The sequence below is a fragment of the Methanobacterium congolense genome (assembly GCF_900095295.1).
Taxonomy (GTDB): Archaea; Methanobacteriota; Methanobacteria; order Methanobacteriales; family Methanobacteriaceae; genus Methanobacterium_C; species Methanobacterium_C congolense.
This window is the reverse complement of record NZ_LT607756.1, coordinates 2425251-2451457: the sequence shown is the minus strand read 5'-3', so window position 1 is coordinate 2451457 and position 26207 is coordinate 2425251. Positions and strand designations below refer to the sequence as shown.

Annotated in this window: 21 protein-coding genes and 1 pseudogene; 10 read left to right on the top strand and 12 right to left on the bottom strand. The window is 40.4% G+C overall.

The annotated features are described in order from the left end of the window. Positions 1 to 135 precede the first annotated feature (135 nt). The gene (locus MCBB_RS11715) at positions 136 to 564 is read left to right on the top strand and encodes a hypothetical protein (RefSeq protein ID WP_071907928.1); all 429 of its coding nucleotides are present in this window, start codon (positions 136 to 138) and stop codon (positions 562 to 564) included. A gap of 147 nt (positions 565 to 711) precedes the next feature. Here the strand turns inward: MCBB_RS11715 and MCBB_RS11710 are convergent, their stop codons facing one another. Both MCBB_RS11710 and MCBB_RS11705 read right to left on the bottom strand, forming a co-directional pair. Beyond that, positions 712 to 2535 (bottom strand): DUF2207 domain-containing protein, encoded by a 1824-nt coding sequence (locus MCBB_RS11710; protein WP_071907927.1) that lies wholly within the window; start codon positions 2533 to 2535, stop codon positions 712 to 714. Positions 2536 to 2544: 9 nt separating this feature from the next. Then, positions 2545 to 3096 (bottom strand): LemA family protein, encoded by a 552-nt coding sequence (locus MCBB_RS11705; RefSeq protein ID WP_071907926.1) that lies wholly within the window; start codon positions 3094 to 3096, stop codon positions 2545 to 2547. Positions 3097 to 3313: 217 nt separating this feature from the next. Here MCBB_RS11705 and MCBB_RS11700 point away from each other — a divergent pair, with 217 nt between their 5' ends. Continuing rightward, complete coding sequence (locus tag MCBB_RS11700; protein ID WP_331709794.1) at positions 3314 to 4432, top strand: radical SAM protein; 1119 nt, start codon at positions 3314 to 3316, stop codon at positions 4430 to 4432. Positions 4433 to 4701: 269 nt separating this feature from the next. On the opposite strand, the gene MCBB_RS11695 is transcribed toward MCBB_RS11700, so the two are convergent. The 6 genes and pseudogenes from MCBB_RS11695 to MCBB_RS11670 form a co-directional block, all read right to left on the bottom strand. After that, positions 4702 to 5208, bottom strand: a complete 507-nt coding sequence (locus MCBB_RS11695) for a hypothetical protein (RefSeq protein WP_071907924.1) — start codon at positions 5206 to 5208, stop codon at positions 4702 to 4704. Further along, positions 5205 to 5990: a ParA family protein gene (locus MCBB_RS11690; RefSeq protein WP_071907923.1), complete on the bottom strand. Its 786-nt coding sequence runs from the start codon at positions 5988 to 5990 to the stop codon at positions 5205 to 5207. Before MCBB_RS11690 ends, MCBB_RS11695 begins: the two co-directional genes overlap by 4 nt. Positions 5991 to 6266: 276 nt before the next feature. Then, on the bottom strand, positions 6267 to 6656 hold the full coding sequence (locus MCBB_RS11685) for a hypothetical protein (RefSeq protein ID WP_084789976.1): 390 nt from the start codon (positions 6654 to 6656) through the stop codon (positions 6267 to 6269). Between the two features lie 345 nt (positions 6657 to 7001). Continuing rightward, entirely contained in the window at positions 7002 to 8837 is a 1836-nt protein-coding gene (locus MCBB_RS11680) for a threonine--tRNA ligase (protein WP_071907922.1), read from the bottom strand. A 190-nt stretch (positions 8838 to 9027) separates the two neighbouring features. Beyond that, positions 9028 to 9432, bottom strand: a pseudogene (locus tag MCBB_RS12420) (IS1595 family transposase); the annotation flags it as partial. Next, positions 9426 to 9935 (bottom strand): transposase, encoded by a 510-nt coding sequence (locus MCBB_RS11670; protein ID WP_394327153.1) that lies wholly within the window; start codon positions 9933 to 9935, stop codon positions 9426 to 9428. The gene MCBB_RS11670 and the pseudogene MCBB_RS12420, both read right to left, overlap by 7 nt. A 196-nt stretch (positions 9936 to 10131) precedes the next feature. On the opposite strand from MCBB_RS11670, the gene MCBB_RS11665 reads away from it, so the two are divergent. The 4 genes from MCBB_RS11665 (at position 10132) to argS (ending at position 16380) form a co-directional block, all read left to right on the top strand. Beyond that, positions 10132 to 11820, top strand: coding sequence for an ABC1 kinase family protein (locus MCBB_RS11665; RefSeq protein ID WP_071907921.1), 1689 nt, complete (start codon positions 10132 to 10134; stop codon positions 11818 to 11820). A 449-nt stretch (positions 11821 to 12269) separates the two neighbouring features. Then, a complete protein-coding gene (gene ilvD / locus MCBB_RS11660) occupies positions 12270 to 13925 on the top strand; it encodes a dihydroxy-acid dehydratase (RefSeq protein ID WP_071907920.1) in 1656 nt (551 codons plus the stop codon). Between the two features lie 16 nt (positions 13926 to 13941). After that, the gene (locus MCBB_RS11655; RefSeq protein WP_071907919.1) at positions 13942 to 14367 is read left to right on the top strand and encodes a signal peptidase I; all 426 of its coding nucleotides are present in this window, start codon (positions 13942 to 13944) and stop codon (positions 14365 to 14367) included. A 312-nt stretch (positions 14368 to 14679) separates the two neighbouring features. Continuing rightward, the gene (gene argS / locus MCBB_RS11650; RefSeq protein ID WP_071907918.1) at positions 14680 to 16380 is read left to right on the top strand and encodes an arginine--tRNA ligase; all 1701 of its coding nucleotides are present in this window, start codon (positions 14680 to 14682) and stop codon (positions 16378 to 16380) included. A 367-nt stretch (positions 16381 to 16747) separates the two neighbouring features. Here argS and argF read toward each other — a convergent pair whose 3' ends face one another. The 4 genes from argF to MCBB_RS11630 form a co-directional block, all read right to left on the bottom strand. Further along, positions 16748 to 17656, bottom strand: a complete 909-nt coding sequence (gene argF / locus MCBB_RS11645; RefSeq protein ID WP_071907917.1) for an ornithine carbamoyltransferase — start codon at positions 17654 to 17656, stop codon at positions 16748 to 16750. Positions 17657 to 17809: 153 nt separating this feature from the next. Beyond that, entirely contained in the window at positions 17810 to 18388 is a 579-nt protein-coding gene (locus MCBB_RS11640; protein ID WP_071907916.1) for a hypothetical protein, read from the bottom strand. Positions 18389 to 18577: 189 nt separating this feature from the next. Then, on the bottom strand, positions 18578 to 19891 hold the full coding sequence (gene purD / locus MCBB_RS11635; RefSeq protein ID WP_071907915.1) for a phosphoribosylamine--glycine ligase: 1314 nt from the start codon (positions 19889 to 19891) through the stop codon (positions 18578 to 18580). Between the two features lie 451 nt (positions 19892 to 20342). Beyond that, the gene (locus MCBB_RS11630) at positions 20343 to 20735 is read right to left on the bottom strand and encodes a pyridoxamine 5'-phosphate oxidase family protein (protein WP_071907914.1); all 393 of its coding nucleotides are present in this window, start codon (positions 20733 to 20735) and stop codon (positions 20343 to 20345) included. Between the two features lie 355 nt (positions 20736 to 21090). Here MCBB_RS11630 and MCBB_RS11625 point away from each other — a divergent pair, with 355 nt between their 5' ends. The 4 genes from MCBB_RS11625 to MCBB_RS11610 all read left to right on the top strand — a co-directional run bounded on the left by MCBB_RS11625 (position 21091) and on the right by MCBB_RS11610 (position 25908). Beyond that, positions 21091 to 22830, top strand: coding sequence for an acetolactate synthase large subunit (locus MCBB_RS11625; RefSeq protein ID WP_071907913.1), 1740 nt, complete (start codon positions 21091 to 21093; stop codon positions 22828 to 22830). A 1-nt stretch (position 22831) separates the two neighbouring features. After that, positions 22832 to 23332, top strand: a complete 501-nt coding sequence (ilvN, locus tag MCBB_RS11620) for an acetolactate synthase small subunit (RefSeq protein WP_071907912.1) — start codon at positions 22832 to 22834, stop codon at positions 23330 to 23332. A gap of 327 nt (positions 23333 to 23659) precedes the next feature. Beyond that, a complete protein-coding gene (ilvC, locus tag MCBB_RS11615) occupies positions 23660 to 24652 on the top strand; it encodes a ketol-acid reductoisomerase (RefSeq protein WP_071907911.1) in 993 nt (330 codons plus the stop codon). Positions 24653 to 24918: 266 nt separating this feature from the next. After that, entirely contained in the window at positions 24919 to 25908 is a 990-nt protein-coding gene (locus MCBB_RS11610; RefSeq protein WP_071907910.1) for a methanogenesis marker 12 protein, read from the top strand. Positions 25909 to 26207: the final 299 nt, after the last annotated feature.

The window sequence follows — 26207 nt, the reverse complement described above, 5'->3', positions numbered from 1 at the left end:
ATTATATAGTAGATTCTGGAATTTATTTAAATCTGGTGCTTACTGATATCACGGCCTCTCTGGAAATTTGTTAATAAAATACTTATATTATAATAATACAGTGTTATGGTGATAAATTAAAAAGGAGGTAAAGGGATGAACAATAGAATAAATAAGAATGTTCCGTTGGTTTTGTTCGTTTTATTGGGGGTTTTTATTGGTTTACAAATAGCAGAACCTGTTTCAGCTGTAAAACTTGTTGACCACGGTTTTGTAACATTCAAAGATCAAAACAGCACGGTGAACTACAGCTGGAAGACTTATCAGTACAGTAAGAATAATGTGAAAATTATAGGATATGAATCCGAGCCCCAATTAGGTATAAAGGTCAAATTAAACTTTTACCTGAAAAAAGTCCAGAAAAACAAACTCAAAATAACAATGCAAATCTGTGGCTTTTACTACCAGGGAAGATATTATAAATATTCTGACAGTTCACATGAGTATGTGAAGACCAGAATGTCCGCTGCCCAGTTTTACTGGAAATGTTTGAAGCCTGAGTTAAAATCTGGAAGTTTAAATTAATTATTTTTCTTATTTTTTGATTTTTAAGTAGTTTTTAAATGAAAACCTAAAAAAATCTAGTTTTAAGTTTCTTTAAAAATTAATAATAAAAAAAGAGATATTTAAAAAAAGTGAGTGGATAATGTTACTTTTGAAGTTTTTTAGAGGTTAAAAAGCTCCACCTCCACCTCCACCGAATCCCCCACCAACATCACCAAATCCTCCCAGACCGTCAACACCGTTAACATCTGAGTTAAGACCAGAGGTCATTCCCATGTGAAGGGCTGAGTCCAGAAGCATGTAACCTCCATAGTAGTGGAAGAGGTAGATGTTGTTGTCCTCAAGAACCTCCCCTGGAAGGTTCATCTCCATTGCCTTTCTCACCTTATCTGCCACACCCAGTGCCGTTGCATAGACAAGGTACTTGTTCCAGACTGCAACTGATTCTGGAGGGTACTCCTTGATGAGGCTGAAGTCCTTGAGGTAGCGTTTGAAGTTGCTCCACTTGGTATCGTACTCCTCACCGTAGGTTGTCCACTGACCAGCTATGCCCTCTGGAAGTTTCAATGAGATTGCAGAGATTATTCCCAGAACTATGGCTGCGTAGAGTGGGTACTGTGACGAGGGTATTGAGTCTATGAAGGTGTACACTCCAACCACACATGCCAGTACCAGACCTGCAACTGCATAGGCCTTCAAGTAATTGTCACCCTTCCTGTTGAAGATCTCCTCCATCTGTCCATCGCTTAAAAACCTCTTTTTAAGGTCTGTTTCCCACTTCATGTATGAGAATCTGAAGTCCTTGGCTGTGTCTGGATCCTCCAGTTCACTGCCCATATCCTCAAGAACAATTATCCCATCTCTTTCAAAACTCTTAAGGATATCTAGAGCATCCAGCTCGAATTTTTCAAGTTTTGAGGAGTCTTTTTCAGGGTTCACCTTCAGGTAGGTGCCCATGAAATCATCCTTGAATGATCCATCGTCCTTGGACATCCTTCCAACTGAGAGGTAGTTCCTGTTTATGAGATCCATGATAGTGGCACGGAATCCATCCATGTCAGGCTCACCTATACCCTTTGAAACTCCATGGACACATATTGCATTTACCAGTGCTGGAGGATCTTCCGTTGGAACGTCCCTCTCATACTCAGCTTTGTAATCGATCTTAGGTTCCCTTCCAAACTTCAGGTATATCAGGAGTGGTACGAACATGAGCAGCAACAGCAATGCCGCCAGGAAGTAGTTCAAATTGTTATGAAAATTCAGGGAATTCTGGTAGTCTTTCTGGATCTTTTCTATCTCTTGAAGTCCGTTCTGATTTATTATAACTGCGTTCTGTGGGCTGGCTGCAAACTGACTTCTGGGTATGGTCATCCTAACCTCGAAGAAGTTTCCAGATTCCAGCTTAGTTGTGGTCAGGTTGAAAACATTTCCCTGCCACTCAGACCCTTCAGCGGAGTAAGGAGGATTCAACCAGTACTTCACACCCTGACTTGATGCAACATGAACCGTGGCTGTTAACTGATTTACAGGGACTTCCCAGCCTTCACCCCAGAGTTTGTACTGCAGATCGGCAACATCGTTGTAGACCTTTATCCCATGGAGAAAATCGTACTCATAAGTGACATAAACATCTTCTCCACTGATTGGATTGGTTTTCTGGGCATCTGAATATAAGTAAACAGTTATACGTTTTCCATCATCGGTGTCTTTTACTGTATAGGTGGAATATGCACCACTTGTAGACACCTTCAGGTTTGAAATTGATTGGCCCTCTTCCAAGTGCAGATCCCTGTAAACTCCATGGGCTGTTCCAGAAAATGAGTAGTGAATTATCTCCTTCACATGCAGGGCACCGTTACTTTGAACGAAGAGATCCTCATGGATACTGGGCATGGAATAGGACACATCATCTTCAGCATATGCTGCCCCAGCTACCGTTAGAATTGAAACCAAAAGGATTAAAATGAATGAAATTTGGATTTTATCCATATAATCCCTCTAAAATTCTACTTTTGGTGTTGCAGTTTCGCTTTCAGCTACCTCGAAGAATTCAGCTTCTTTGAAATTAAAGGCAGATGCAAGGATGTTGCTTGGGAACATCTGGCATTTGTTGTTGTACATCAAGACCGTGTCGTTGTAGAACTGCCTTGAGTAGGCTATTTTATCTTCGGTCTGTGAGAGCTGTGCCTGTAGATCCTTGAAGTTCTCATTGGCCTTGAGTTCAGGGTAGTTTTCAGCCACTGCAAAGAGTGTTTTGAGTGCACCCGTTAACTGGTTGTTGGCAACCTGATTTTCTGCAACTGTTTTTGCATTCATCAGATTTGACCTTGCAGCTGTAACTTCTTCAAATGTTGTTTTTTCGTGTTTTGCATAACCTTTTACAGTTTCAACCAGGTTAGGTATAAGATCCGTTCTTCTTTTAAGCTGAACGTCGATCTGAGACCATGCATTCTTAACACGGTTTCTAAGCTGTACAAGACTGTTGTAGAGAACTACAATCCCTACTAAAATTATCAGGATTATAATTCCAATTATAATTTCTATTATCACTTTTTAGCCCCTCTCTTATTGTTTTATAGCTATCTGTTCTTCTTTTTAATGAATTTAAATTATATAATTATTTATCAAATAATTTGCTTTTTCATTCTTTGTAGGTTTTGGTTCATAAATTTGGCCCAGATACTAATGTAAGAATCATGGTACATCCGTGAATTTCATGGTTGGATCAATTCATTAACAACGTCACATATAACACATATTAATGAACATGGCAAAGAAACTGGAAGTCCTTGGGGAAGCTGCAAAATACGACAGGTGCAACTACTCAAACTTCAACGTGGACAACTTCCTATCCGAGAAGATACCAGGGATCTACAACGCTACAGGTGGAAACGGTTGCACAGTGCCACTTTTCAAGGTTTTAATGACCAACAAGTGTTCAAACGACTGCAGGTACTGTATAAACCACAACAAGCACAAGTTCGACAGGGTCGAGTTCTCACCTGAGGAGGTAACTTCAATATTCCTGGATTATTACAACAACCGCTATGTTGAGGGTCTTTTTTTAACTTCAGGCATGCCAGGAGATGCTGAAAGTTCCATGGAGGACATGGTTGAGGTTGCAAGGAAGCTGCGGATGGAACATGGTTACAAGGGTTACATACACCTTAAAATCCTTCCAGGAACTTCTTACGACCTCTTAAAAAGGGCCATGACCCTTGCAGACAGGGTCAGTATAAACATGGAGGCTGCAACCCCAGACAGCTTCGAAGAACTTTCAAGCACCAAGAACTACCAGACCGACATCATACGGAGGATGAAGTGGATCAAACGTCTGAATGACCGCAACAGGGACCTTGCACCTTCAGGTCAGACAACCCAGTTCATAGTCGGCGCAACATCTGAAACAGATGAGGAGATACTAAAGAGGGTTGAATGGCTCTACAAGAAGATTGGAATTAAAAGAAGCTACTTCAGCCAATTCCATGCACTGAAAGATACGCCAATGGAGAAGCATGAGGAGCCCCATCCAAAGAGGACTTCAAGACTTTACCAGGCCGATCATCTGGTTAACTCCTACGGTTTCAAGCTTGAAGAACTGGTTTTTGAGGATGGTGGAAACATGCAGGTGGATAAAGACCCCAAGTACTGTGCTGCACTTTCCAACATGGACAAATTTCCAGTTGAGGTTAACGAAGCATCCTACAGGGAACTTTTAAGGGTTCCTGGTGTTGGAAAATTATCTGCAAGACGCATAGTTGAATTGAGAAAAAGGGGGGTGCGTTTCAGCAGACTCAACGAGTTGAAGGAACTTGGAGTGGTTGTTAACCGGGCAGAACCTTTCATAAAGTTGCAGAGGTCATACCAGACCACACTTGGATTTTAAACTGTCCAAAGTTTTTTAAAAATAATCTTTTAAATAATTTAAATTTATTTTTAATAATAATCTGATTTTTAAAACATATGAGTGATTTTTTTTCTATCAATTAATTTTTATTTGAAATTTATCATGAAGATGAGTTGAATTAAAAAAAGGATTTTATTAGTTTTTTAGGATAAAAAGGCTTTAAAGTGAGTTACAAGTTCTAACTTATAATGTATAAGTTATAAGTGATCAACTAATAAGAAATAAGTTATAACTTGTAAGTTATAACATTAGAGTCCCTCTCCCTCGAATATCTCCCAGAGATCGGGATATTTCTCCTTAACAGCATCCTCTATGAGGGCTGAAGCTTCCTTACTAATACTGAATGCAGGTTTTGTTTTACGTAGATACCTTAAAACCGCTGCAGACTTTGCAGACCACAGAGATATCCTTGGATTTTTAGCAACTTCAGCCATGACCTCCTCAAGGAGCTGGGAGTCAACATTGAAATCTTCAGCTGCAGTTTCGGGTTTCTTTTTTGGCCTGGGGATTTTAGGTTTCTGGGCCTTTTCAGGACTTTTCCTGGCAGTTTTTGCAGTGGATCTTCCGGAAGTTTTTGAGGGTTTCCTGGTTTTTTTGGCTGGAGGGGTTTTCCTCTGCGTGGGTTTTTCTTCCTCTGCAGGAATTTCACTTTCTACATCCTGCTCTTTCTCTCCGGGTTCTTCAACGGGTTGTGTTCTTATTAGAGCATCCAGACCCCTTCCAAGGGCACTTTCCCTTTTCTTTTTCTGGCTCATTTATTATCCTCCGTGCCCTCCAGCTGGATTATCTCCTCTGCAAGTTTCAGGTATGCCTTGGCTCCACTGCTTTCTTCATCGTAGGTGATGCATGACTCTCCAAAGCTTGGGGCCTCTGCAAGTTTTACGTTGCGGGGTATGGTTGTTTTGAAGATGTTTTCAGTCTGTCCAAAGTACTCCTTGACGTTGCTGTAAACCTCTCTTCCAAGGCGGGTTCTTGAATCGTAGAGTGTTATTAGAATGCCTTTTATTGGTGCTGGACTTCTGAGTCTGGTTTCAACGAGGTGAATTGTGTTCATGAGATCTGCCATTCCCTCAAGGGCGTAGTACTCTGCCTGTATGGGTATTATAACGCTGTCTGCAGCCACAAGACTGTTGAGGGCTAGTATTCCAAGGGATGGGGGCACGTCTATGAAGATGTAGTCGTAGCTGGATGCAACACCGTCCAGTGCCATGTCCAGTATGGTGTGGTAACCAACTTCCTTGCTGAGTTCAATCTCGGCACCACTTAGAGATATGTTGCTGGGAACAACGTCCAGTCCAGACATTTCTGTGCCAATTATTGCACCTCCCATTGAAATATCTCCTGTTAGAACATCGTATATTGTTCTTTCAGTGGTTCTCTTGTCCACTCCCAGACCCATGGTTGCATTACCCTGCGGGTCCATGTCTATTACCAAAACTTTCCTTCCAAACTGTGCAAGTGCTGCAGATAAATTCACAGCAGTTGTTGTTTTACCGCATCCACCTTTCTGATTCAGTATAGCAATTATTTCAGCCATATGGTTGTCCTCCAAATGATTTCATAAGTTCTTTTTTGTATTTTTCCATGAGTTATAAGTTCTAAATTATAAGTTATAAGTTATAATATAAATAATTTGTTGAAAATCAAAGAATGGAACAGGATTTAAATCAAAAATAATTGCTTAAAATATGTTGAAAAACTAAAAAAATAAAATAAAAATTATGCAAGAAGATTCTACTTCAATTATATACTTCCATCACAAATACACTCATCAAAAATCCATCATAGAAACTAAGTTTGAAAATGTGATTGATCAGGGCTTCTTGTACTCTCTAAAACTCTTGGGAACTCTTTTTAAAAGAAAATCCAAAAATCCGCGGTTCTCAAGGTCTTCTATAACCCTTTCCTGAAATTTCAGATCGCCCCTTGCTTCATCGAGTTGTTTCTTGGTGACCTGAACCCTGTGTTCCAGCTTATGGTTCTCCAGTGTGACCTCATCGAGTTTACCCATTTTTAAGGTTGCATCGTTGAGTTCAAATTGTTCAAGGCGTTTTTCAAGGATTTTTTTCTCCTCTATCCTGTCCTGAAGCATTTCATATTTATCTTGAAGCTTCACCCTCAGCTCCTGTATCTCAAATTCCTTTTCTTTCAGTTTAAGCTCAAGTCCCTTTATGATCGCTTCGTAATCCTTACTTTTCCCCATAAAACCTTCTCCACATACCTCAAGAATTCTGTTTAATTGATATGCACTGCAGGTTCATTTAGTTTATGCTTCACTGAACGGCAATCTGTGAAAATTCCAAAAAATGTGCAAAAACTTCAACAAGACATCATGGATTACATGTTTCTGCTATATTGTAGGTACATGGTACGTACACATAACCATCAACACCCATATGCCATATCAAATTATTAATCTGAGCTTTAATTAAAATGAAAAAATTGCATTAACTCGATGTTTTATAGAAGGACTCTGTAATATATAGCATTAAAAAATAGTGTTTAAATTTCCTTTAAAAATAAGAAATGTGGTTAAAAGGATTAATATTTAAAAATTAACCCTATTAGCCAGTTTCATTGGCAGTGGAAGTTTTCTGAACGGCATTCCCTCTGTCTCGGCGTGGATCCTCTGAACCAGTTCATCAACTGTTGTTTCAACTTTCTCATTGGTTTCACGGACGTTCACAGTGATCTTGTCGCTTTCAAGCTCTTTGTCACCGATAACAATAACGTAGGCTGCCCATTCTTTTCCAGCGTTCCTTATCTTCTTACCCACTGTTTCATGGCGGTCGTCAACATCGACCCTTATGTTGTTGGCCTTGATTTCCTCTGCAATTTTGAGTGCGAATTCTGTGTGGCGTTCAGCTATTGGTATGACACGTACCTGGGTTGGTGTGAGCCATACTGGGAGCATTGGTGGTTTTTCATCCATTTCAATGGCTGTTTTCTCGAGTAAACTGCATATAACCCTTTCAACACTTCCTGTTGGACTGCAGTGGAGGATTATTGGGTTCACTTCATTTTCTTCCTCGTCTATGTAGGTTATTCCGAACCTCTCACCACTTTCCACATCTATCTGAATGGTTGGATTTTCTATTGGCCTTCCAAGGTAGTCCATGGCTGCGAAGTCCATCTTGGCTATCCAGTAGTGTTTTCTCTCAGGCAGTATCTCCATGAGCACGGGTTTGCCTATTTTTTCAGATGCCTTGTATACCCATTCCTTGTTCTCCTCGAAGAAGTCCCGTGTTGCCCTCATTATGACCTCGTAGTTCACTCCAAGGTCAAAGCCAGTCTGTTTGCACATGTCGATCTGACCCTCAAATTCCTCCATGGAATGATTCACGTCCCTGCAGACTGTGTGAAGGTCAGGCATGGTGAATCCCCTGAGCCTTTTAAGTCCAACAACCTCTCCCTTCTTCTCCAGCCTGAAACTGTAGGTTGAAAGCTCGTACATTCCAACCGGAAGGTTCTTCCATGTCAGGAATGAATCTGCAAGTATTCTGAAGGCTCCAAAGCAGCATGCGTACCTGAGCATGAGCTCCTTGTTCTTGGTTCCCATTCTATACTGGCGTTCCCCGAATTTCTCTGCGTGTACCCTTATTGCATCGTCTGCAAGGTCGTACATGATTGGTGTTTCAACAGGCATTGCTCCCCTTTCAGTTACCAGGTTGTAAACGTAGTCTGCAAGGAGATCCCTAACAAGCCTGCCCTTAGGATACCAGCGAAGATGTCCCACATCTGCTGATGGCTCGTAGTCTGCAAGGGATTTTTCCCTCATGAGTCTGACATGTGGTGGTTCCTCCCCTGTAGATTCCAGTTTTCCAAGTTCGTATCCAACGAGCTTTTCAAAGTCCCTGTTATCGTACTGGAACTCATCTGGATCAATGAGTTCACCGTTTTGGAATATGTAGAACTGTGATTTTTCTCCCTCTTCCTCCTCTTCAACCTTTTTTTCAGCCTTTTCAGCTGTGATGGTTCTTGAAAGCTCGGAAAGTGGGTGTCCCTTACATGAAACTTCGAAGGCCTTGTACCATCCGAAGGGAACCCTCTGAACCTGGAGGCCCTTGTCCTTCAGGGATGATTCCATACCTTTGAGTATGGTTTTTGCAGCATCTGGTGAACTTAAGGAGGAACTTAGGTGGGCGTATGGGTATAACACCACATTTTCTGCCTTAACCTTGTTCATTATATCCTCAACTTCCACTACCGCATTCTCAACCACTGCTTCAGGGTCTTTTTCATCTTCCTTTTCTACTGCTGTGAAAACCACAAGTGAATCTTCAAATTCACCTTTTTTCTTCTCATCTTCTATTTTTTCTGCTATCCTGGTTTTTGACTTTGTTTTGTACTTCAAATAATCAGAATGAATCAAAAGTATTCGCATTTGACCACCTATTAACTACTCTCAGAATAAAATTCATCAGCATATTATTTATAAACTATTCTTTATTGAACGAGGTGCCTTATCAATGCTTCCATCCATGTCTACTCACCAGAATATTTAAATTTTTAAACGGATTCAAAGGGTTTAAAAAAAGATATAAAAGATTTTAATGGGGATTAAAAGTTCGCTCTTATACTTTTTTAGGTGCATTGCATGTTATCTGTATTGCTTTGTCTATCCAGTTTGTTCCGTTTAGGAATGTGAATTGGAAGAATTTGACGTATTTGTTGAGGTATTTCTTTGAAATACCTCTAAATATTCTTAGATATTGTCTCAAGAGTGAATGTCTGTTTTCACAGTTATTAACGTGTATTTCGCCGTTTGCATACTCTTTTAGTGAGTGGTTGATTATTTTATGTTCTTTAACTTGTGGGTGTTGTTTTAAACCTGTGTAGATTGTATAGTCATCGGTGAAAACGGTTACTGGATTTTTGCAGTGTGTTTTGAGTTTTTCTTGTATTAATTTTTTGGAGAGGTTCTTTTCAACGCTTAAAATGGTGTTTCTTGTCCCTCTTTCTGTTATGGTGACTATTGGTGGTTTGTCTTTTTTCCACGTGCCTCTTCCTCTTTGTTTGAGGCCTCTGCATCTTGGATTGTTTTTTTTAAACCTTTATCTCCTGAAGATTGGTACATTTCATCAATTTCAATTTTTCCAGATAAAACAGGATCTTTTGTGTTTTTCTCCAGATATTCCTTAAATTCCTTAGATAATCTATCAATACTCTCCCATTTATGGCCTAACTCTTCTGATAAACGATTAACACTTTTTTTATCTTGATTCAATATTATGTAAAACATTTCACCTAAAGGCAAGTGTTTATTGGCAAATATCGTATCAGAGAAATCTGTAAAGTTTTTACCACATTTATTACACGAATAACGCCTTACTCTCTTGTTATAAACATAACCCCTTTTATAAACATCATAAGACCCACATTCCGGACAATAAACACCGTTAGACCATCTTATACATCTAAAAAAATTTAAAGCTTTCTCCTCATCTGGAATAAACAATTCCAACACCAAATCACTCTTCATACCTAAAAATATAACACCAACCACTACTTAAACCTTTGCACTAAAAAAAGGACAAGAGCGTAAAAGTTTATATGAATTAATCTAAGAGGGGTTTAAAAATTTCTACATGAATCTGCTGTGTCAGCTGGAGTGATTTCGATCCATTCCAATCTTACATGAAAAATTATCTATATTACTAAATCCCAATAGGTGTATCATGAATATAATTCCTGAGGACAGTCGGCCTAACATCAAAAGATTACGGGAAATCCTTGTGGTTCTGGCTGAATACGAATTTGGAAGTGTAATTGAGAAAATAGGACTGCGAAACAGACTACCATTCTCTGAAAGATTTTATTTTGCAGGTTCAGTTGATGAGGAGCTGGACAGTTCAGTTTCAGAGAGACTGCGCCTTGTTCTGGAGGATCTTGGAACCACCTTCATCAAACTGGGCCAGGTTATAAGCACACGCCCGGATCTGGTTGGGGATGAGGTTTCTCAGGAATTCACAAAACTCCAGGACAACACACCCCCATTTGAGTACGAAATTGTTAAATCCCGGATCGAGGAGGAGCTTGGAGCTCCAATTGGCGAGGTTTTTTCAAGTTTCGATGAGAAACCCCTTGCAGCTGCATCGGTTGGACAGGTTCACAGGGCCTTGCTTAAGGATGGTTCAGCCGTTGCTGTGAAGGTTCAGCGCCCTGATCTTGAAACCCTGGTGAAGCAGGACATAACCATAATGCGTTACCTAGCCAACCTCATAGATAAAAGAATACCTAAATGGCAGTACTACAACCTTCCAGGAATCGTTGATGAATTCGAACGATCCATACTCAAGGAGATAAACTACGGACAGGAAGCAAGGAATGCTAAGCGGTTCAAAACTATTTTTAAGGGTGATAAAAGTATTTACGTCCCTGAGATTTATGATGAGTACTGTACATCCCACGTGCTCACCATGGAGTTCATAGAGGGAGTCAAGGTACGGGACATAATGGAAAATCCAGAACTTGGAGAAAAATTCAATGGGAAAACAATAGCACGCAGGGGTGCTGAGTCCTACTTCAAACAGGTTCTGATACACGGCTTCTTCCACGCCGACCCCCACCCTGGGAACATCTACGTCCTCAAAAATAACGTGGTATGTTTCCTTGATTTCGGTATGATGGGTCACATAGATGATGAGTTCCGTGAAGAACTTGCTGAACTATTTATTTTCATAATAAACTACGACATTAAGGGCATAATCAGCCAACTTATATACATGGGCATTGTGAGTGAGAATGCAGATTTGAAATCCCTTAAATATGACATAATGGACCTCATGGACCGTTACTATGACGCGGACCTTAAAGAACTGGGTAAAATCATCAAAGACCTTGGAACATCCAAGATAATGGAGAAGTACCAGATAAAACTACCCAGGGACTTCGTGCTCCTTGGCAGGGTCATCACCATGGTTGAGGACATGGGGCAGAAACTCGATCCTGAATTCAACGGCGTTGAAATATCCAAACCCCTGGCTAAAAAACTTGTAATGCGCAAATTAAGCCCTTTAAGAATCTTGGATTTTATAGGGGGAAACTTCTTTGAATTCGAACACCTCATGAAGATACTCCCAAGGAGCATCAGCAAAACCATGATGAAGCTTGAAGAAGGGAAAATCAACATTGAAATGGAGCACAAAAATCTAGACGCTCTATCTGCGAATATCGACCGGAGCAGCAACCGAATTTCCCTCTCACTGATAATCGCAGCCCTCATAATAGGATCTTCACTTATAATGCAGACAAACAAAGGCATCTTAATACTTGGATTCCCATTTTTAGGCATAATAGGATTTATAATAAGTGCTGTACTTGGAATAGCCCTCGTAATTTCAATTTTGAGGTACAGTAACATATGAACAAGTTCCTGTTCATGTAATTTCATGTCAATTCCTAAGTAATTCGTTATTTTTAAGTAATTCCTATTTCTATTTATTAAAATTATTTTTATTTTTAAAGGATAATTTTCTGTATAAGATTCATTTTATATGCTTAGAAATGTTATTAAGGGGATGCAAATCATATAATTGTTTTAAAATCTTTTTAATAGATTATAATAAAAATAAAACGTTTGAAAAAGGATATAATGTTTTTTATATGGTTTTCAATGATTTTTCACTGGGGGATCCCTACGAGGTAATCCAATGAAGGAAGTTTAATAAGAGTAAAGGATAATAAAAAATCATTGCGAAGATTATAATAAATTTTAAGGATCCTAAACGATCTAGAGATAAACTGTTTTAATTTTAAAAATGTCGAAAAGACGTTATGAAGTGAATTGAGAATTCAACGAACCATTGGTGATTAAATGAGAAGCGATACAATTAAAAAAGGCCTTGAAAGAACCCCCCATAGGTCCCTTTTAAGGGCCTGTGGATTGACGGATGTTGATATGGACAAACCATTCATAGGTGTGGCCAACAGTTTCACAGAAATTGTTCCAGGACACATTCACCTTGATAAAGTTGCAAATGCAGTTAAAAAGGGTATAACTGATGCTGGCGGTGTTGCATTTGAATTCAACACAATGGCAATATGCGACGGAATCTCAATGAACCACGAGGGAATGCGCTACTCACTGGCCTCAAGGGAAATAATAGCCGACACAGTTGAGAGCATGGCAATGGCCCATCAGTTCGACGCCCTGGTGCTCATCCCAACTTGCGACAAAATCGTTCCTGGAATGCTGATGGCAGCTGCACGTCTGGACATACCCGCCATTGTTGTCACCGGCGGTCCAATGCTTCCAGGGGAATTCCATGGAGAACCAGTTGACTTCATAAATGTTTCTGAGGGAGTTGGTGCTGTTCTAGCAGGCAAAATGTCCCCGGAAGACCTTGATGAGCTTGAACGGTGTGCATGTCCCGGTGCGGGATCCTGTGCAGGTCTCTTCACAGCCAACACCATGGCATGTGTGACAGAATCCCTTGGAATGAGTTTAACTGGCTGTGCAACGGCACATGCTGTTTCACAGAAGAAACTGGACATTGCAGAAGCTTCAGGACGGAAGATAATAAAACTTCTGGAAGAAAACATCACACCATCCATGGTGATGACACAGAAAGCCTTTGAAAATGCTGTTGCAGCTGATCTGGCACTTGGAGGGTCAACCAACACAGCACTGCATATTCCTGCCATTGCAAGTGAACTGGAAGATAAAGGTGTGAAGGTAAACCTGGACCTCTTCGAGGAGTGGAGCCATAAAATTCCCCACTTAACAGCTATAAGACCTAGCGGATCCCACAGAATGCTGGATCTGGAGAACGCAGGCGGAATACCTGCTGTTTTAAAGACTTTAGAGGACAAGTTAAATGTTGATGTTCTAACCTGCACTGGAAAAAGCCTTGAGGAGAACTTGGCAGATGTTGAAGTTCTCAATACTGAAGTCATACACCCCCTGGACGATCCAATACATGAAGAAGGAGGAATAGCAGTTTTGAAAGGAAACATTGCACCAAAAGGTTCAGTTATCAAGCAAGCTGCTGTTGACCCAAATATGTTCCTTCATGAGGGTCCTGCAAAGGTTTTCGACAGCGAAGAGGAGTGTGTTGATGCTATAACCGCTGGAAAGATCGTTGAAGGTGACGTTGTTGTCATAAGATACGAGGGGCCCAAGGGAGGTCCGGGAATGCGTGAAATGCTGAACCCAACCTCTGCAATATCAGGTATGGGACTAAAATCAGTGGCACTCATAACAGATGGAAGATTCTCTGGAGGTACAAGGGGACCATGCATAGGCCATGTTTCACCAGAAGCAATGGCAGATGGACCATTAGCTGCCATTCGTGACGGAGATATTATAAAAATTGACATCAGCAACAGGAAAATTGACGTCCTCCTGGACGATGCTGAGATTGAGAGGAGAATTAAAGAAGCTGTTAAACCAGATAGAAAGGTTAAAGGATGGCTTTCAAGGTACATGAAACTTGCAACCTCTGCAGATAGGGGAGCAATTCTCAGATAGGTAAAGGGGTTGAACCATGTCGGATAAGAAGGAAATACTGAGTTACGTTGCCATAATAATAATAGGAATCATACTCGCCCAGCACATGAACGTGGTGGTTTCTGGAAGTATGGAACCTACTTTTTACAGGGGAGACATTGTTGTAATTGAAAAGACAGATTTCTTAGGATTTAATGAGATAAATGCAAGTAACTTAAAGGTTGGGGACATCGTTGTCTACCATGCCACATGGTTCAATGAACCCGTTATCCACAGGATCATCCAGGTGAATGAAACCGCAGATGGTAAGAAGTACTACGTTATCAAGGGGGATAACAATCCAGTTTCAGACCCCTACGTTGTGTATCCAGATCAGATCGCTGCCAAAGTGGTTACCATTGGAAATAATCCTCTGGTTATACCGAAAATAGGTTACATAACAATATGGATAAGGGGTTTGTGATTTAATCCCCTTAAAAATTTTTTTAATTGATTCAGATCATTCCTTTTTAAATTTTTAATGGATTTCACTTTTTTAATGGATCATAATTTTAAATGATGGATTGAATAAACTAAAAGTTAAATGAGATGTTTAGATGTGATGGTGTTGCTTCTCGTAACTCTTAATTGAAGACCATCATGAGTTACTGATTATTAAAATTACTAAAAAAATTTTAAATCATTAAAAAAAAATACTAAAAAACTAAATCACTAAAAAAAAATTAGAATTTAGATTTAAAGGTTGACCCATTGTTTTAAATTTACAGGTGAATTTATGTACAGAATTCTGGAAAAAGAAGCAGTCAAAGCATTAGAAAATGCCGTCAGTGCCCTTGGATGGGAACTGCTGGATAAAATAAAGGTGGAAGAACCACCGAGCTCAGATATGGGAGACGTTGCAAGTTCACTGTCATTTCAACTTGCAAAGGAACTTAAAAGGTCCCCAATGGAAATAACACAGGAAATACTTGGAAAAATTGAAACACCATCCATATTTGAGAAGGTGGAGTCCAAGGGCCCCTACATAAACTTCTTTGCAAACAATGAAAAATTTTCAAAACTCGTTTTAGAGGCTTTGGATGATGATTATGGAGCCCTTGAACCAAAAAATACCAAAATAATGCTCGAACACACCTCAGCAAATCCAAATGGACCCCTTCACATAGGACACATACGTAACTCCATAATAGGGGATTCATTAACAAGGATACTCAAAAAAGCTGGCTACGAGGTTGAAACCCAGTACTACGTGAACGACATGGGCCGTCAGATAGCCATGATCGTCTGGGGACTATTGAACCCTGATTACGTGAATTATGAAATGGATGAAGCTGGAAAACCCGACCATGAAATTGGAAAACTCTACTTCAACGTCAACGAAGTTATGCGTGCCCAACCTGAACTCAAAGGGGAGATCAACAAGATACTGAAGAGATACGAGAAGGGAAAAGAAGAAAAACTTGGAGAACTCTTCAAAGGCGTTGTTGAAAAATGTGTTCAGGGCATAAAGGTCACTTCAGAGCGTTTGAATGTCCACCACGATGCATTCGTGTGGGAAAGCACCTTCATAAAAAACGGGGACGTTGAAAGGATATTAAAATCCCTTGAAGGCCGTATCAAAACTAACGAGGTCCCATACCTTGATCTTGAGGAGTATGGAATAGACAAGGAGTTAATACTTGCTAGATCAGATGGAACATCACTTTACGCCACAAGAGACCTTGCATATCACCTTTACAAATCCAATAACTCTGATAAGATGGTTGATATTCTTGGATCCGATCACAAGCTTGCAGTGAAACAGTTGAGCATTGCACTGGAGATGATCGGAGGAAGCGCCCCTGAAGTTATATTCTACGAGTTCATAACCCTGCCTGAAGGTTCCATGTCCACAAGACGTGGAGTATTCATCAGTGTTGATGAACTCATGGATGAAGCAGTTGAAAGGGCCACGAAGGAGATCGAAGCCAGAAGATCCGATCTAACAGACAATGAAAAGGCAGAGATTGCAGAGAAAATTGGTATTGGGGCCATAAGATATTTCATAGCACGCCTATCCCCTGAAAAGCACATAGTGTTCAAGTGGGATGAGGCCCTGAGCTTTGAACGTGGCTGTGCATCTATACAGTACTCCCATGCCCGTGCATGCAAGCTTCTGGAGAAAGCAGGCATTTCAGAGACCATCGATCCCGCCACTGTAATGGATTGGAACCTTGAGGATCCCGCTGAGATCGAGCTTGTCAAGATCGTGTCCAAGTTCACAACGGTTATAGAGGAATCTGCTAGGATAAACCGAGTTCATCCTGTTGCACAGTACGCAATGGACCTTGCAGGTGCATTCAACAAGTTCTACAAATCTGTTCCGGTAATTGGATCAGATAAAGAAGATTTAAGGCTTTTAATCGTGGACAAGGCCAGAATAACCATCAGAAACTCCCTGGAACTTATGGGAATCGATGCTCCAGAGTCAATGTGAGCAACACACTTCCACCCATTAAATCTTTTTTAATGCCACTCTTTAGGCATTTTTAATTTTTGGTTGAAGTAATTCAGCAATAATTTTAATTGGAATAATCTTTTTTGAATTTGATTTGTTTAAATTCGTTGTTAAATATCTTAAAATTAATAAATAACGATTCATAAATATTTAATAAGGATTATAATTGATATTTTATTTTTATTTTAAAAAAAGAGATCCATAAATTGTTAATTAATAACAAAAATATCCATTTTAATGTAAAATAAGTTAAAATTGATTTAAAAAAGTTTTTTAAAAGGAAGTTTTGATCGACCTTTTCTTGCAAATGAAAATTTGCAGGTTTGCGGAATTTATTCCGCAATTTTTAAAAGGTTGTTAGAAGGTTGTAGAGCACTGCCTTCTGGGTGTGCATCCTGTTCTCTGCCTGGTCCCATATAACAGACTGTGGACTGTTTATAACCTCATCAGTTATTTCCTGTCCCCTTATTGCAGGCAGACAGTGCATAACTATTGCATCCTCCTTCGCATGCTTCAGGAACTCCATGTTAACCTGGTAGTCCTTGAAGTCTTCCTCACGTTTTGAAGCCTCTGCCTCATCACCCATGCTCACCCAGACATCGGTGTAAATAACATCTGCACCTTCAAGTCCTTCCTGAATATCCGACGTTAACTCTATCTTTGATCCAGATTTCTTAGCGTACTCCCTGGCCTTCTCAAATATTTCAGCATCGGGTTCGTAACCTGCTGGACACACTGCAGTCATATCCATTCCAACCAGTGCAGCCGCAAGGAGCAATGAGTTGCAGACGTTGTTTCCATCCCCAACAAACACCAGTTTAACCTTGTAAGTACCTTTGTGCTCTTTTATGGTTAAAAGATCCGTCAGTGCCTGGCATGGATGTTCCTTGTTTGTTAATCCATTTATTACAGGTACGTTTGAGTATTCTGCAAATTTAAGGACATCCTCATGTTCTTTGGCCCTTATCATAACCCCATCAACGTATCGGGTCATTGCCCTTGCTGTGTCCTCTATTATTTCTCCACGGCCAAGCTGCAGGTCATCTGCAGACAGGTAAAGGCCACTGCCGCCCATGTGGAACATTGCCACCTCGAAGGATACCCTTGTCCTTGTTGATGCCTTCTCAAATATCATTGCAAGGGTTTTGTTCTTGAGTGGTTGTCCCATTATCGGGTCTTCTTTAAATTCTGCAGCCTTTTCGAGAATCTCGAATATGCTGTCCTCTGCGTCTGTAACTGATAAAAGATGTTTCATTAATGTTCATCTCCAAAAAAACATATGGTGTTCCTTTTTAGATCTTAAAGTATCTGTAAAACATTTATTTAAAGTTTCCTAAAGTTTGCTAAAATTCCCTAGAGATTGATATCAGCTTTAAAAGGGCAAAAAGGATCACGTGAAACTATGGTTTCATTCCCCAAATTCCATCTTCATAACACGTTTTATAGATTTAATATCGTCTTCAAGCTTCTCAAGTTGATTTTCAAGCTCCAAGACCGCTTCTGAATGTGTAATCCATTTGTAGTGGGATTCCTGACTTTCAGTATCCTTCCACTCCCTCTGAGATTTCAGGGCCTGTTTTTGAGATATGGAAAGTTTTTTAAGGATTTTATCATGTTCTGCAATGCTCTCATTGAGAATTTCGGTGATTCCCTGTTTTATTTCCCTTTGAATATGATTCTTCAGTGCAACGAACTGACGTTCCTTCTCAAGGCCGTTGGATTTCAGTTCACTGATCCTGCGATCCAGATCATTAATTTCCAGTAAGATCTCTTTTATTTCTGTTATAAACTGGCTTTCAGGAGTTTCTGGAAGTTTCATTTGAAATTCGTTCAACTGCACCTCTTTCAACCGGAGCTCCCCTTGGACCGCACCCCTCTCCTGATCGAGTGAAACCATCTCCATCTGAAGATCAACCATTTCACAGCCAATATCTTCTATGAGCTGGCAGTTCTTGAGCCTTTTTAGATACAGCCTTTCATCGATCATTTCAATCACACTGAATTTTTTAAAAGTTGTAGGGCTTTACAGATTATTATGAACCTTTTATAATTTATGCATTTATGGATTTCACAGGGACATGTTGTTTTATGGAGTTTCATTTACTGATCCTAGTTTTAGGTCAATTCATTAAAGGATCAGCTCATCTTAAAAAAAGAGGGAAATGGAGATTTGAAGTTACTGGCCGCGGATCTCTTCCATGTGTTTCATACGCTTTTCTAGGAGGGCAGCGGTTCCAACATCCCTTCTGTGGTAAACATCACCCTTAACGAATCCTGTAACACCTTCACAGATTTCTTCTGCCTCTTCTATGCTGTCTCCTATTCCAACAAGGCCCAGTGCCCTTGAAGCAGATGTGTATACCTTACCATCCTGCTGGTTCACTGCTGCATAGTAAACCCTTGCTCCTGCAGCTTCTATTGCTGCCTCATCCACATCAAGCACTTTTCCTCCCTGGGCTGTTTCAGGATATCCATTGGGCACCATGTACTTGCAAACGGTTGCCTTTCTCTCGAATTCTGCTCCCTTAAGGTTTCCATCAACTATTCCCTGGCATATGTCCACGAAGTTGGATTTTAAGAGTGGAAGTACGTTCATTGCCTCAGGATCTCCGAAACGTGCGTTGTACTCAACGAGTTTTGGTCCGTCCCTGCAGAGCATGAACTGACCGTAGAGTATTCCCCTGTAGGGTCCAACTTCATCCTTTATAGCCTTAACAGTGCCCTGCATTATCTTAACAGATTCATCGTAACTCTTAGCGTCCAAAAATGGAAGTAGACCATCTTTGTTTGAGTAGGATCCCATTCCCCCAGTTATTGGGCCCTGATCCCCCTCGTAGGCATGAGGGTGGTCCTGGGCTGCAGGCATTGGAACAACCTTGTCCCCATCAACGAAGGCCTGAACAGTGAATTCCTCACCCACCAGCTTCTCCTCAATGACAACACTGGCATATCCACCAATTTTGTTATCTATTATCTCTTTAACGTAATTTTTAGCGGCTGAAGCATCATCAAGGTGTTCTCCCATGATCTTAACACCCTTACCACCTGTGAGTCCCACAGGTTTTATTACAACATCCTCTCCAAACTCGTCTATGAAATCTCCAGCTTCCTGACTGTCGTGAAAGACCCTGTAAACTATGGATCCACCGATCCTGTGTTCCTCGAAGAGGTTCCTCATGAAGGCCTTATCAGTTTCTATCCTTGCTGCTTCCTTGGTTGGACCAACACATCCTACTCCTTCAGCCTGAAGTGCGTCCACTATCCCATTTTCAAGGGGTGCCTCCGGCCCTATCACAGCAATGTCTATTTTATTTGAGACGGCGTAGTTCTTAACTACCTCTATGTCATTCTCACTTGAAATCTGAAATTTTGATATTCTGGCTATTCCAGGGTTCTGCTTACTCATTATGGAGTGCAGTTCAGCATCATTTTCCAGGGCCCTGCATATGGCATGTTCCCTTGCTCCGGTTCCTACAACAAGAATTTTCATGATCGTAATCCTCCTTTGTTAAACATTAAATCTGTACCCTTATAAAAATAAATGTTCCAGATTAAAAAAAGGCTTTAAAACTTTTATTTTATTCTTATCAGGTTACTGTGGAATCTTTCTTTAATTTAGCTTTAAAATGGTTTTAAAAATTTTGAATATTCCTACGGAGATGTTTAATTTGCTATTATGAGTCCGAATAGGTTTTACATAATCAAGGATTTGAAGATTTTTTTTATTCGAAGAATTGAAAGACCTGTTAAAAGAGCTGTAAGATTGTTGAAGCTATTTAATCTATGAAAAGTTATCTAATGAAAATAAATTCTAATGAAAATAATTTCAATCTCTTAAAAAGTAAATTAAAATTATTTAAAAGGTTTTGGAATGAAATACTCCACTTTGATTGCTTCGACTCGCATCACAATTTAAGTATCCAAAACCTCAAATCCTCTGTTTAATCAACCTGTTTACCTGCATCTGGACCTGGCTGAACTGAATAAATCTTTTCAACCGTCATGAGCATTGCTGCCTTTGGTTGCTTTGACATGACGTTTGTGACCCATTCAACTGCATCGTCAAAGATCTTGCCTGACTCAAATATCTCAACCTTGCCCTTGAACTGGTAAGGACATTTTTTAGCATCTTTAACTACAAGTGCTGCTTCTGGGTTCTTTTCCAGGTTTTCATGGGTTTTATGCATGTAGTTGTCAACAATAAGGATGTGTTCACTGTCAATTGGTTTTGCAAATCCTATTGGAACCACGTTTGGCACGCCATCAGCTGTTGATGTTGCAAAAAAGACCAGGTCATTCTCAACTGCCTTCATCATCTCATCTGTCATAACCATTTAAAACACCTCATAATAAATTAAAGAATTGGGATAATATAAATCTTTTGATTAAATGATTTTTAGGACTATTTTTAGTTTTATAATGGTTATTTTTTTATTTTAGGAGTAAAGGGGCATTAAAATTGATTAAAAATTCTATCGATCCTCTTTTAAAACCTGAAAATTTGGCAGCATACCTCCAATAAAAGGTAATATATATGCCGAAACCCAATGATGAAATTAGTTAAATAAAGTAGATGGGCCTTTTCTATCCAACTGAACATCATCATCAGTGAGATAGGCTGGTTGACTAACAACTTAAAGGTCCACTTCAACAAGCAATGAAATAAATAATGAACTAAAAGGTGTTTTTATGAAGGGTGGCGAAGCCATAATCAAATCACTCACGGATCAGGGAGTAGACGTTGTTTTCGGATACCCCGGAGGAGTTCTACTTCCACTGTACGACGTAATATACGACTCAGACCTGAAACATATACTTGTTAGACATGAACAGTGCGCAGCCCACGCAGCAGACGGATACGCAAGGGCATCTGGAAAAGTAGGAGTATGCATTGGAACATCCGGCCCAGGTGCAACAAACCTAGTAACAGGAATTGCAACTGCATACATGGATTCCTCTCCAGTACTGGCAATCGCAGGACAGGTATCAACACCACTTATTGGTAACGATGCCTTTCAAGAAGTGGACACCCTGGGAATGACAATGCCCATTACCAAGCACAACTTCCAGGCCATGCACGCCGACGAAATACCCGGACTCATAAAATCAGCATTTTACATAGCTGGAACCGGCAGACCTGGTCCAGTTCTTCTGGATCTTCCTAAGGATGTTCAGGTGGAGGAGCTTGACTATGAAACAGCCCAGATAATGGATCTTCCAGGTTACAAACCAACCACAAAGGGACATCCATTACAGGTTAAAAGGGCTGCTGAACTCATATTAAACTCTGAAAAGCCAGTCATCCTGGCAGGTGGGGGAGTTATACTTGCAGGAGCATCTGAAGAACTGTTAAAACTTTCAGAGATCATCAACGCACCAGTTACAACCACTTTAATGGGAAAGGGTGCATTTCCTGAAGATCATCCACTTTCCCTTGGAATGCTGGGTATGCATGGAAGAAAAAGTTCAAACTTCGTTGTTGATGACTGTGACTGCCTCATAGCAATTGGATGCAGGTTCTCGGACAGAACAACAGGTTCAATTCCAAAATTCGCTGAAAACGCGAAGATAGTGCACATCGATGTTGATCCTGCAGAGATCGGCAAAAACGTGGAGATAAACGTTCCAATAGTTGGAGACGCCAAGATAATAATGGCAAGTCTGATAAAAACCATTTCACAGACTAAAAATCCAGGCCAAAACACCATGGCATGGAGAAAACATGTAGTGAACTTCAAAAAGACGTGCATTCCACGTTTAACCTTCGATGACATTCCATTAAAACCCCAACAGGTTATAAAGGAAATATCTGAGGCAGTAACTGATGACACCATCGTTACAACGGATGTTGGTCAGAACCAGATGTGGATGGCCCATTACTTCACATCAAAAATTCCAAGAACCTTCCTTTCCTCGGGAGGTCTCGGAACCATGGGGTTCGGATTCCCTGCTGCAATCGGTGCAAAGGTTGCAAAACCTGATACAGACGTTGTTGCTGTATGTGGGGACGGAGGATTCCTGATGGTCTGCCAGGACCTTGCAACCATTAAGGAGTACGATATACCGGTCGTTGTATGTATCCTGGACAACAGGTACCTTGGAATGGTTGCCCAGTGGCAGAAACTCTTCTACAACGAAAGAATGTCCCACACAGACCTTGGAGAGGTTCCAGATTTCGTGAAACTTGCAGAATCATTTGGAATCAAAGGTGAAAGGGTTGAAAAACCTGGACAGATGCGTGAAACCTTGAAAGAGGCTCTACTTGCAGATGAGCCTGCAGTCATCGACGTTACAATCGACCCAGAGGAGATATTACCAATGGTTCCTCCGGGCTGCGGTTTAACAGAGATCGTTGGAGAGTACAAGGTAGCAAGGGAAACTCCTGGGGAGATACCCTACAGGCCACAGGCAAAGGAGGGTGGTGATTAAAATGGAGGAACAAAGAACCCACATAATAAGTGCACTCGTCCTCCACAAGCCAGGTGTCCTTCAGAGGGTAGCTGGACTCTTCACAAGAAGGGGATTCAACATAGAAAACATCACAGTTGGAACTTCCCAGCAAAAGGACCTGGCACGCATGACTATAATTGCTAAAGGTGATGAAAAGGTCCTGGAACAGATAACAAAACAGCTGAACAAGTTGATAGAGGTCATAAAGGTCAGAGACCTGGATCCTGAAAGCACCGTGGAAAGGGAACTTTGCCTTATCAAGGTACACACCCCTACGGAAAGGGTCAGATCAGAGGTTATACAGTACGCAAACATTTTCCGAGGCAGAATCATCGACGTGAGCCCTGAAAACATAACCATTGAAATCACAGGAGACCCTGATAAAATAGAAGCTCTCATCGATCTTCTGAGAACCTTTGGAATAAAGGAGATAGCCAGAACAGGACCCACAGCCATGTCCCGTGGCAACAAGACAATGTAAATTTTTTTAAGGGAGTTCATCCCCTAAAAAATATTTTTTTATTTTAATTTTAATTTATAAGGATTAAAAAGGTTTATAATAGAGTTATAAGGAAAAATAAATGGAATTTCAGGGTTTTAACATATCCATGATAAACTTTATAAATCCTTCCATTAAATAGTAGATCAGGATTAATTTTCTAACCTAGTGTTAAAAATCTAATGTTGAACTTCAACTGTTTGAAAATATTTTTGAAATATTCAACTTGAAATTTATTTTGAAACTGTTGAGTGGTTAAACATTTCATTGTTAACATTCACTGAATTTCTAAAACAGGAGGAATTGTAGATGAAGATGTATTACGACAAAGACGTGGATACAAACGTCTTAAAAGATAAAACCGTTGCTGTAATAGGTTACGGAAGCCAGGGAATGGCACAGTCAAGAAACATGGCAGACAGCGGATTAAACGTTGTTGTTGGTCTTAGAAAAGACGGTAGCTCATGGAAAGCTGCGTCAGATGTGGGTATGGAGGTCATGACCATTGAAGATGCTGCAGAACAGGCTGATGTAATACACATACTCATACCTGATGAAATACAGGGTAAAGTTTACCAGGAATCCATAAAGGACCATGTGGAAGAGGGAAACACCATATCCTTTTCACACGGTTACAACATACACTTCGGTTACATAAAACCAGCAGAGAACGTCAACATAACCATGATAGCTCCAAAAGGACCCGGTTCAATGGTAAGACAGCAGTACCTTGAAGGATTTGGAGTTCCAGGACTCGTTGCAGTTGAAAGGAATGCCACAGGAGACGCACTACAAATAGCCCTTGCAATGGGACAGGGATGTGGACTCACAAGGGGCGGTGTCCTTGAAACAACATTCAAAGAAGAAACAGAAACCGATTTATTCGGTGAACAGGCAGTACTCTGTGGAGGAGTTACAGGGCTCATAAACGCAGGTTTCCAGACCCTTGTTGAAGCAGGTTACCAGCCAGAGATCGCCTACTTCGAAACATGCCATGAAATGAAACTAATCGTGGACCTGATCTACAAGAAGGGATTCGGAAACATGTGGCACGATGTAAGTAACACAGCAGAATTCGGAGGACTCATGATCAGGGACCGTATCGTAACAGATGAAACCCGTGCAGAAATGAAAAAGGTCCTTAAAGAGATCCAGACAGGTAAATTCACCAAAGAATTTGCAACCGAAAACAACGCAGGAGCTCCAATGCTCAACAGCCTAAGGAGAATTGAAGACGATCTCCAGATCGAAAAGGTCGGCGCAAAATTAAGGAAGGCTTGCGGTTTACAGAAGGACGATTAAAAATCCTTCTTTTTTTATTTCTGTTTCTTTATTTCTATTTCTGATTATTAGAGGAAGTGCAGTTTCTTAATTGATATTTCTTTAATTGAAAAGTACAAAACCACAGTTAATTCACTGATTTTAATTATTAAGAATTATTAAAACCTAAAAATTTCTTTTAGAGATTACATAATCAATTCAGGCATTTTAATCATGAGATAAATTTAATAACTGCGCGAAATATATTTCAGTCCAAGATCGTTGAATTAAAAACATCAGGTGATTTTATGGTTTTTGTAGGTATGGATCACGGAACAACAGGCGTTTCATTTACAGTATTGGGAGAAGAACCAATTCATTTCAAGATTGGAAGGGAAGAACTATCTGCTGGAAAAGTATCAGCCCTGGAGGAGCTTTCAAAAAGGGTTGACCTAGGATCCATAGACCTAATGGCCATAACCTATGCAATGGGCGACGGTATAGCTGAAATAACTCCAATAGAAAAGGTCAAAAACAGAGGAATAATCTCAATAGGCGGCGCAGGTAAGGTTACAGGAGGGGGAACATCTGTCTACGATGAAATAAAGGAATCTGGGGTTCCAACCATCCTCATTCCAGGACTTCACAAGAACACCCCCTGCATGGATGAAAGGTTCAGGGCAGCTTACTCCCATGCCGCAAGCCCTGAAAAGGTCAGTATATCCTACAACGCCTACCTTGAAACTGGGCTCAGCAACATGATCGTTTCAGACATAAGCTCCAACAGCGTGAGCATACTGGTTGAGGATGGAAAAATCAGGGGCGCTATGGATGCATGTGTTGGTGCCATGGGTATCATACATGGCCCCCTTGACCTTGAGATGATCAGGGATATTGACGACGGTAAGAGAACTGCAAATGAATGTTTTTCGCGTGCAGGTGCAGTTAAGGTTGCAGGGGTTGACACCAAGGTTGCCCGTACCAAGGATGAGATCATCAGGATGTACCTTGAGGGAAGTAGGGAAGCTGAACTCGCCATCCAAACTATGGTCATGACCATAATCATGGAGATATGGGGGCTTAGGGGAATAACGAAGAGAATTGATGGGATAGTACTCACAGGTTCCATTGGTTCCATGCAGAAACCCATAAACATCTTCCAGATGATAAAAGATAGTGTTGAGGAGATTGCACCTGTTTCTATGATCCCACCAACTTCAGGTTCAGTTGGAAGTGCCCAGATCGCGAAGGCGGTTTTTACGGGTGAAAAGGACATTTTAGGTATTAAAGTCCTTTGAATAATTCAAACACTTTTAAAAAAATTTTTATAGACATTTTGAAACTATTTAGAAGATACATTATTTCTACAGTAGAAAAAAAGACATGGATCTTAAACATCCGTTTCAAGTGTAACGAACATTTTTCATAGGCATGTGATGGCAAAGGTGGGAGGAAATTCTACAGTAGAAAAAATTTGGGGTTAACTTGCATTAAAAATTATCCCAAAAAAGAATCAAGTTGAAACTCCTTTTTTTCATATTATTCCCAAAATTTTCCTAAGTAACCGTCTAAAAATTCATTCTACTGTAGAAAAAGG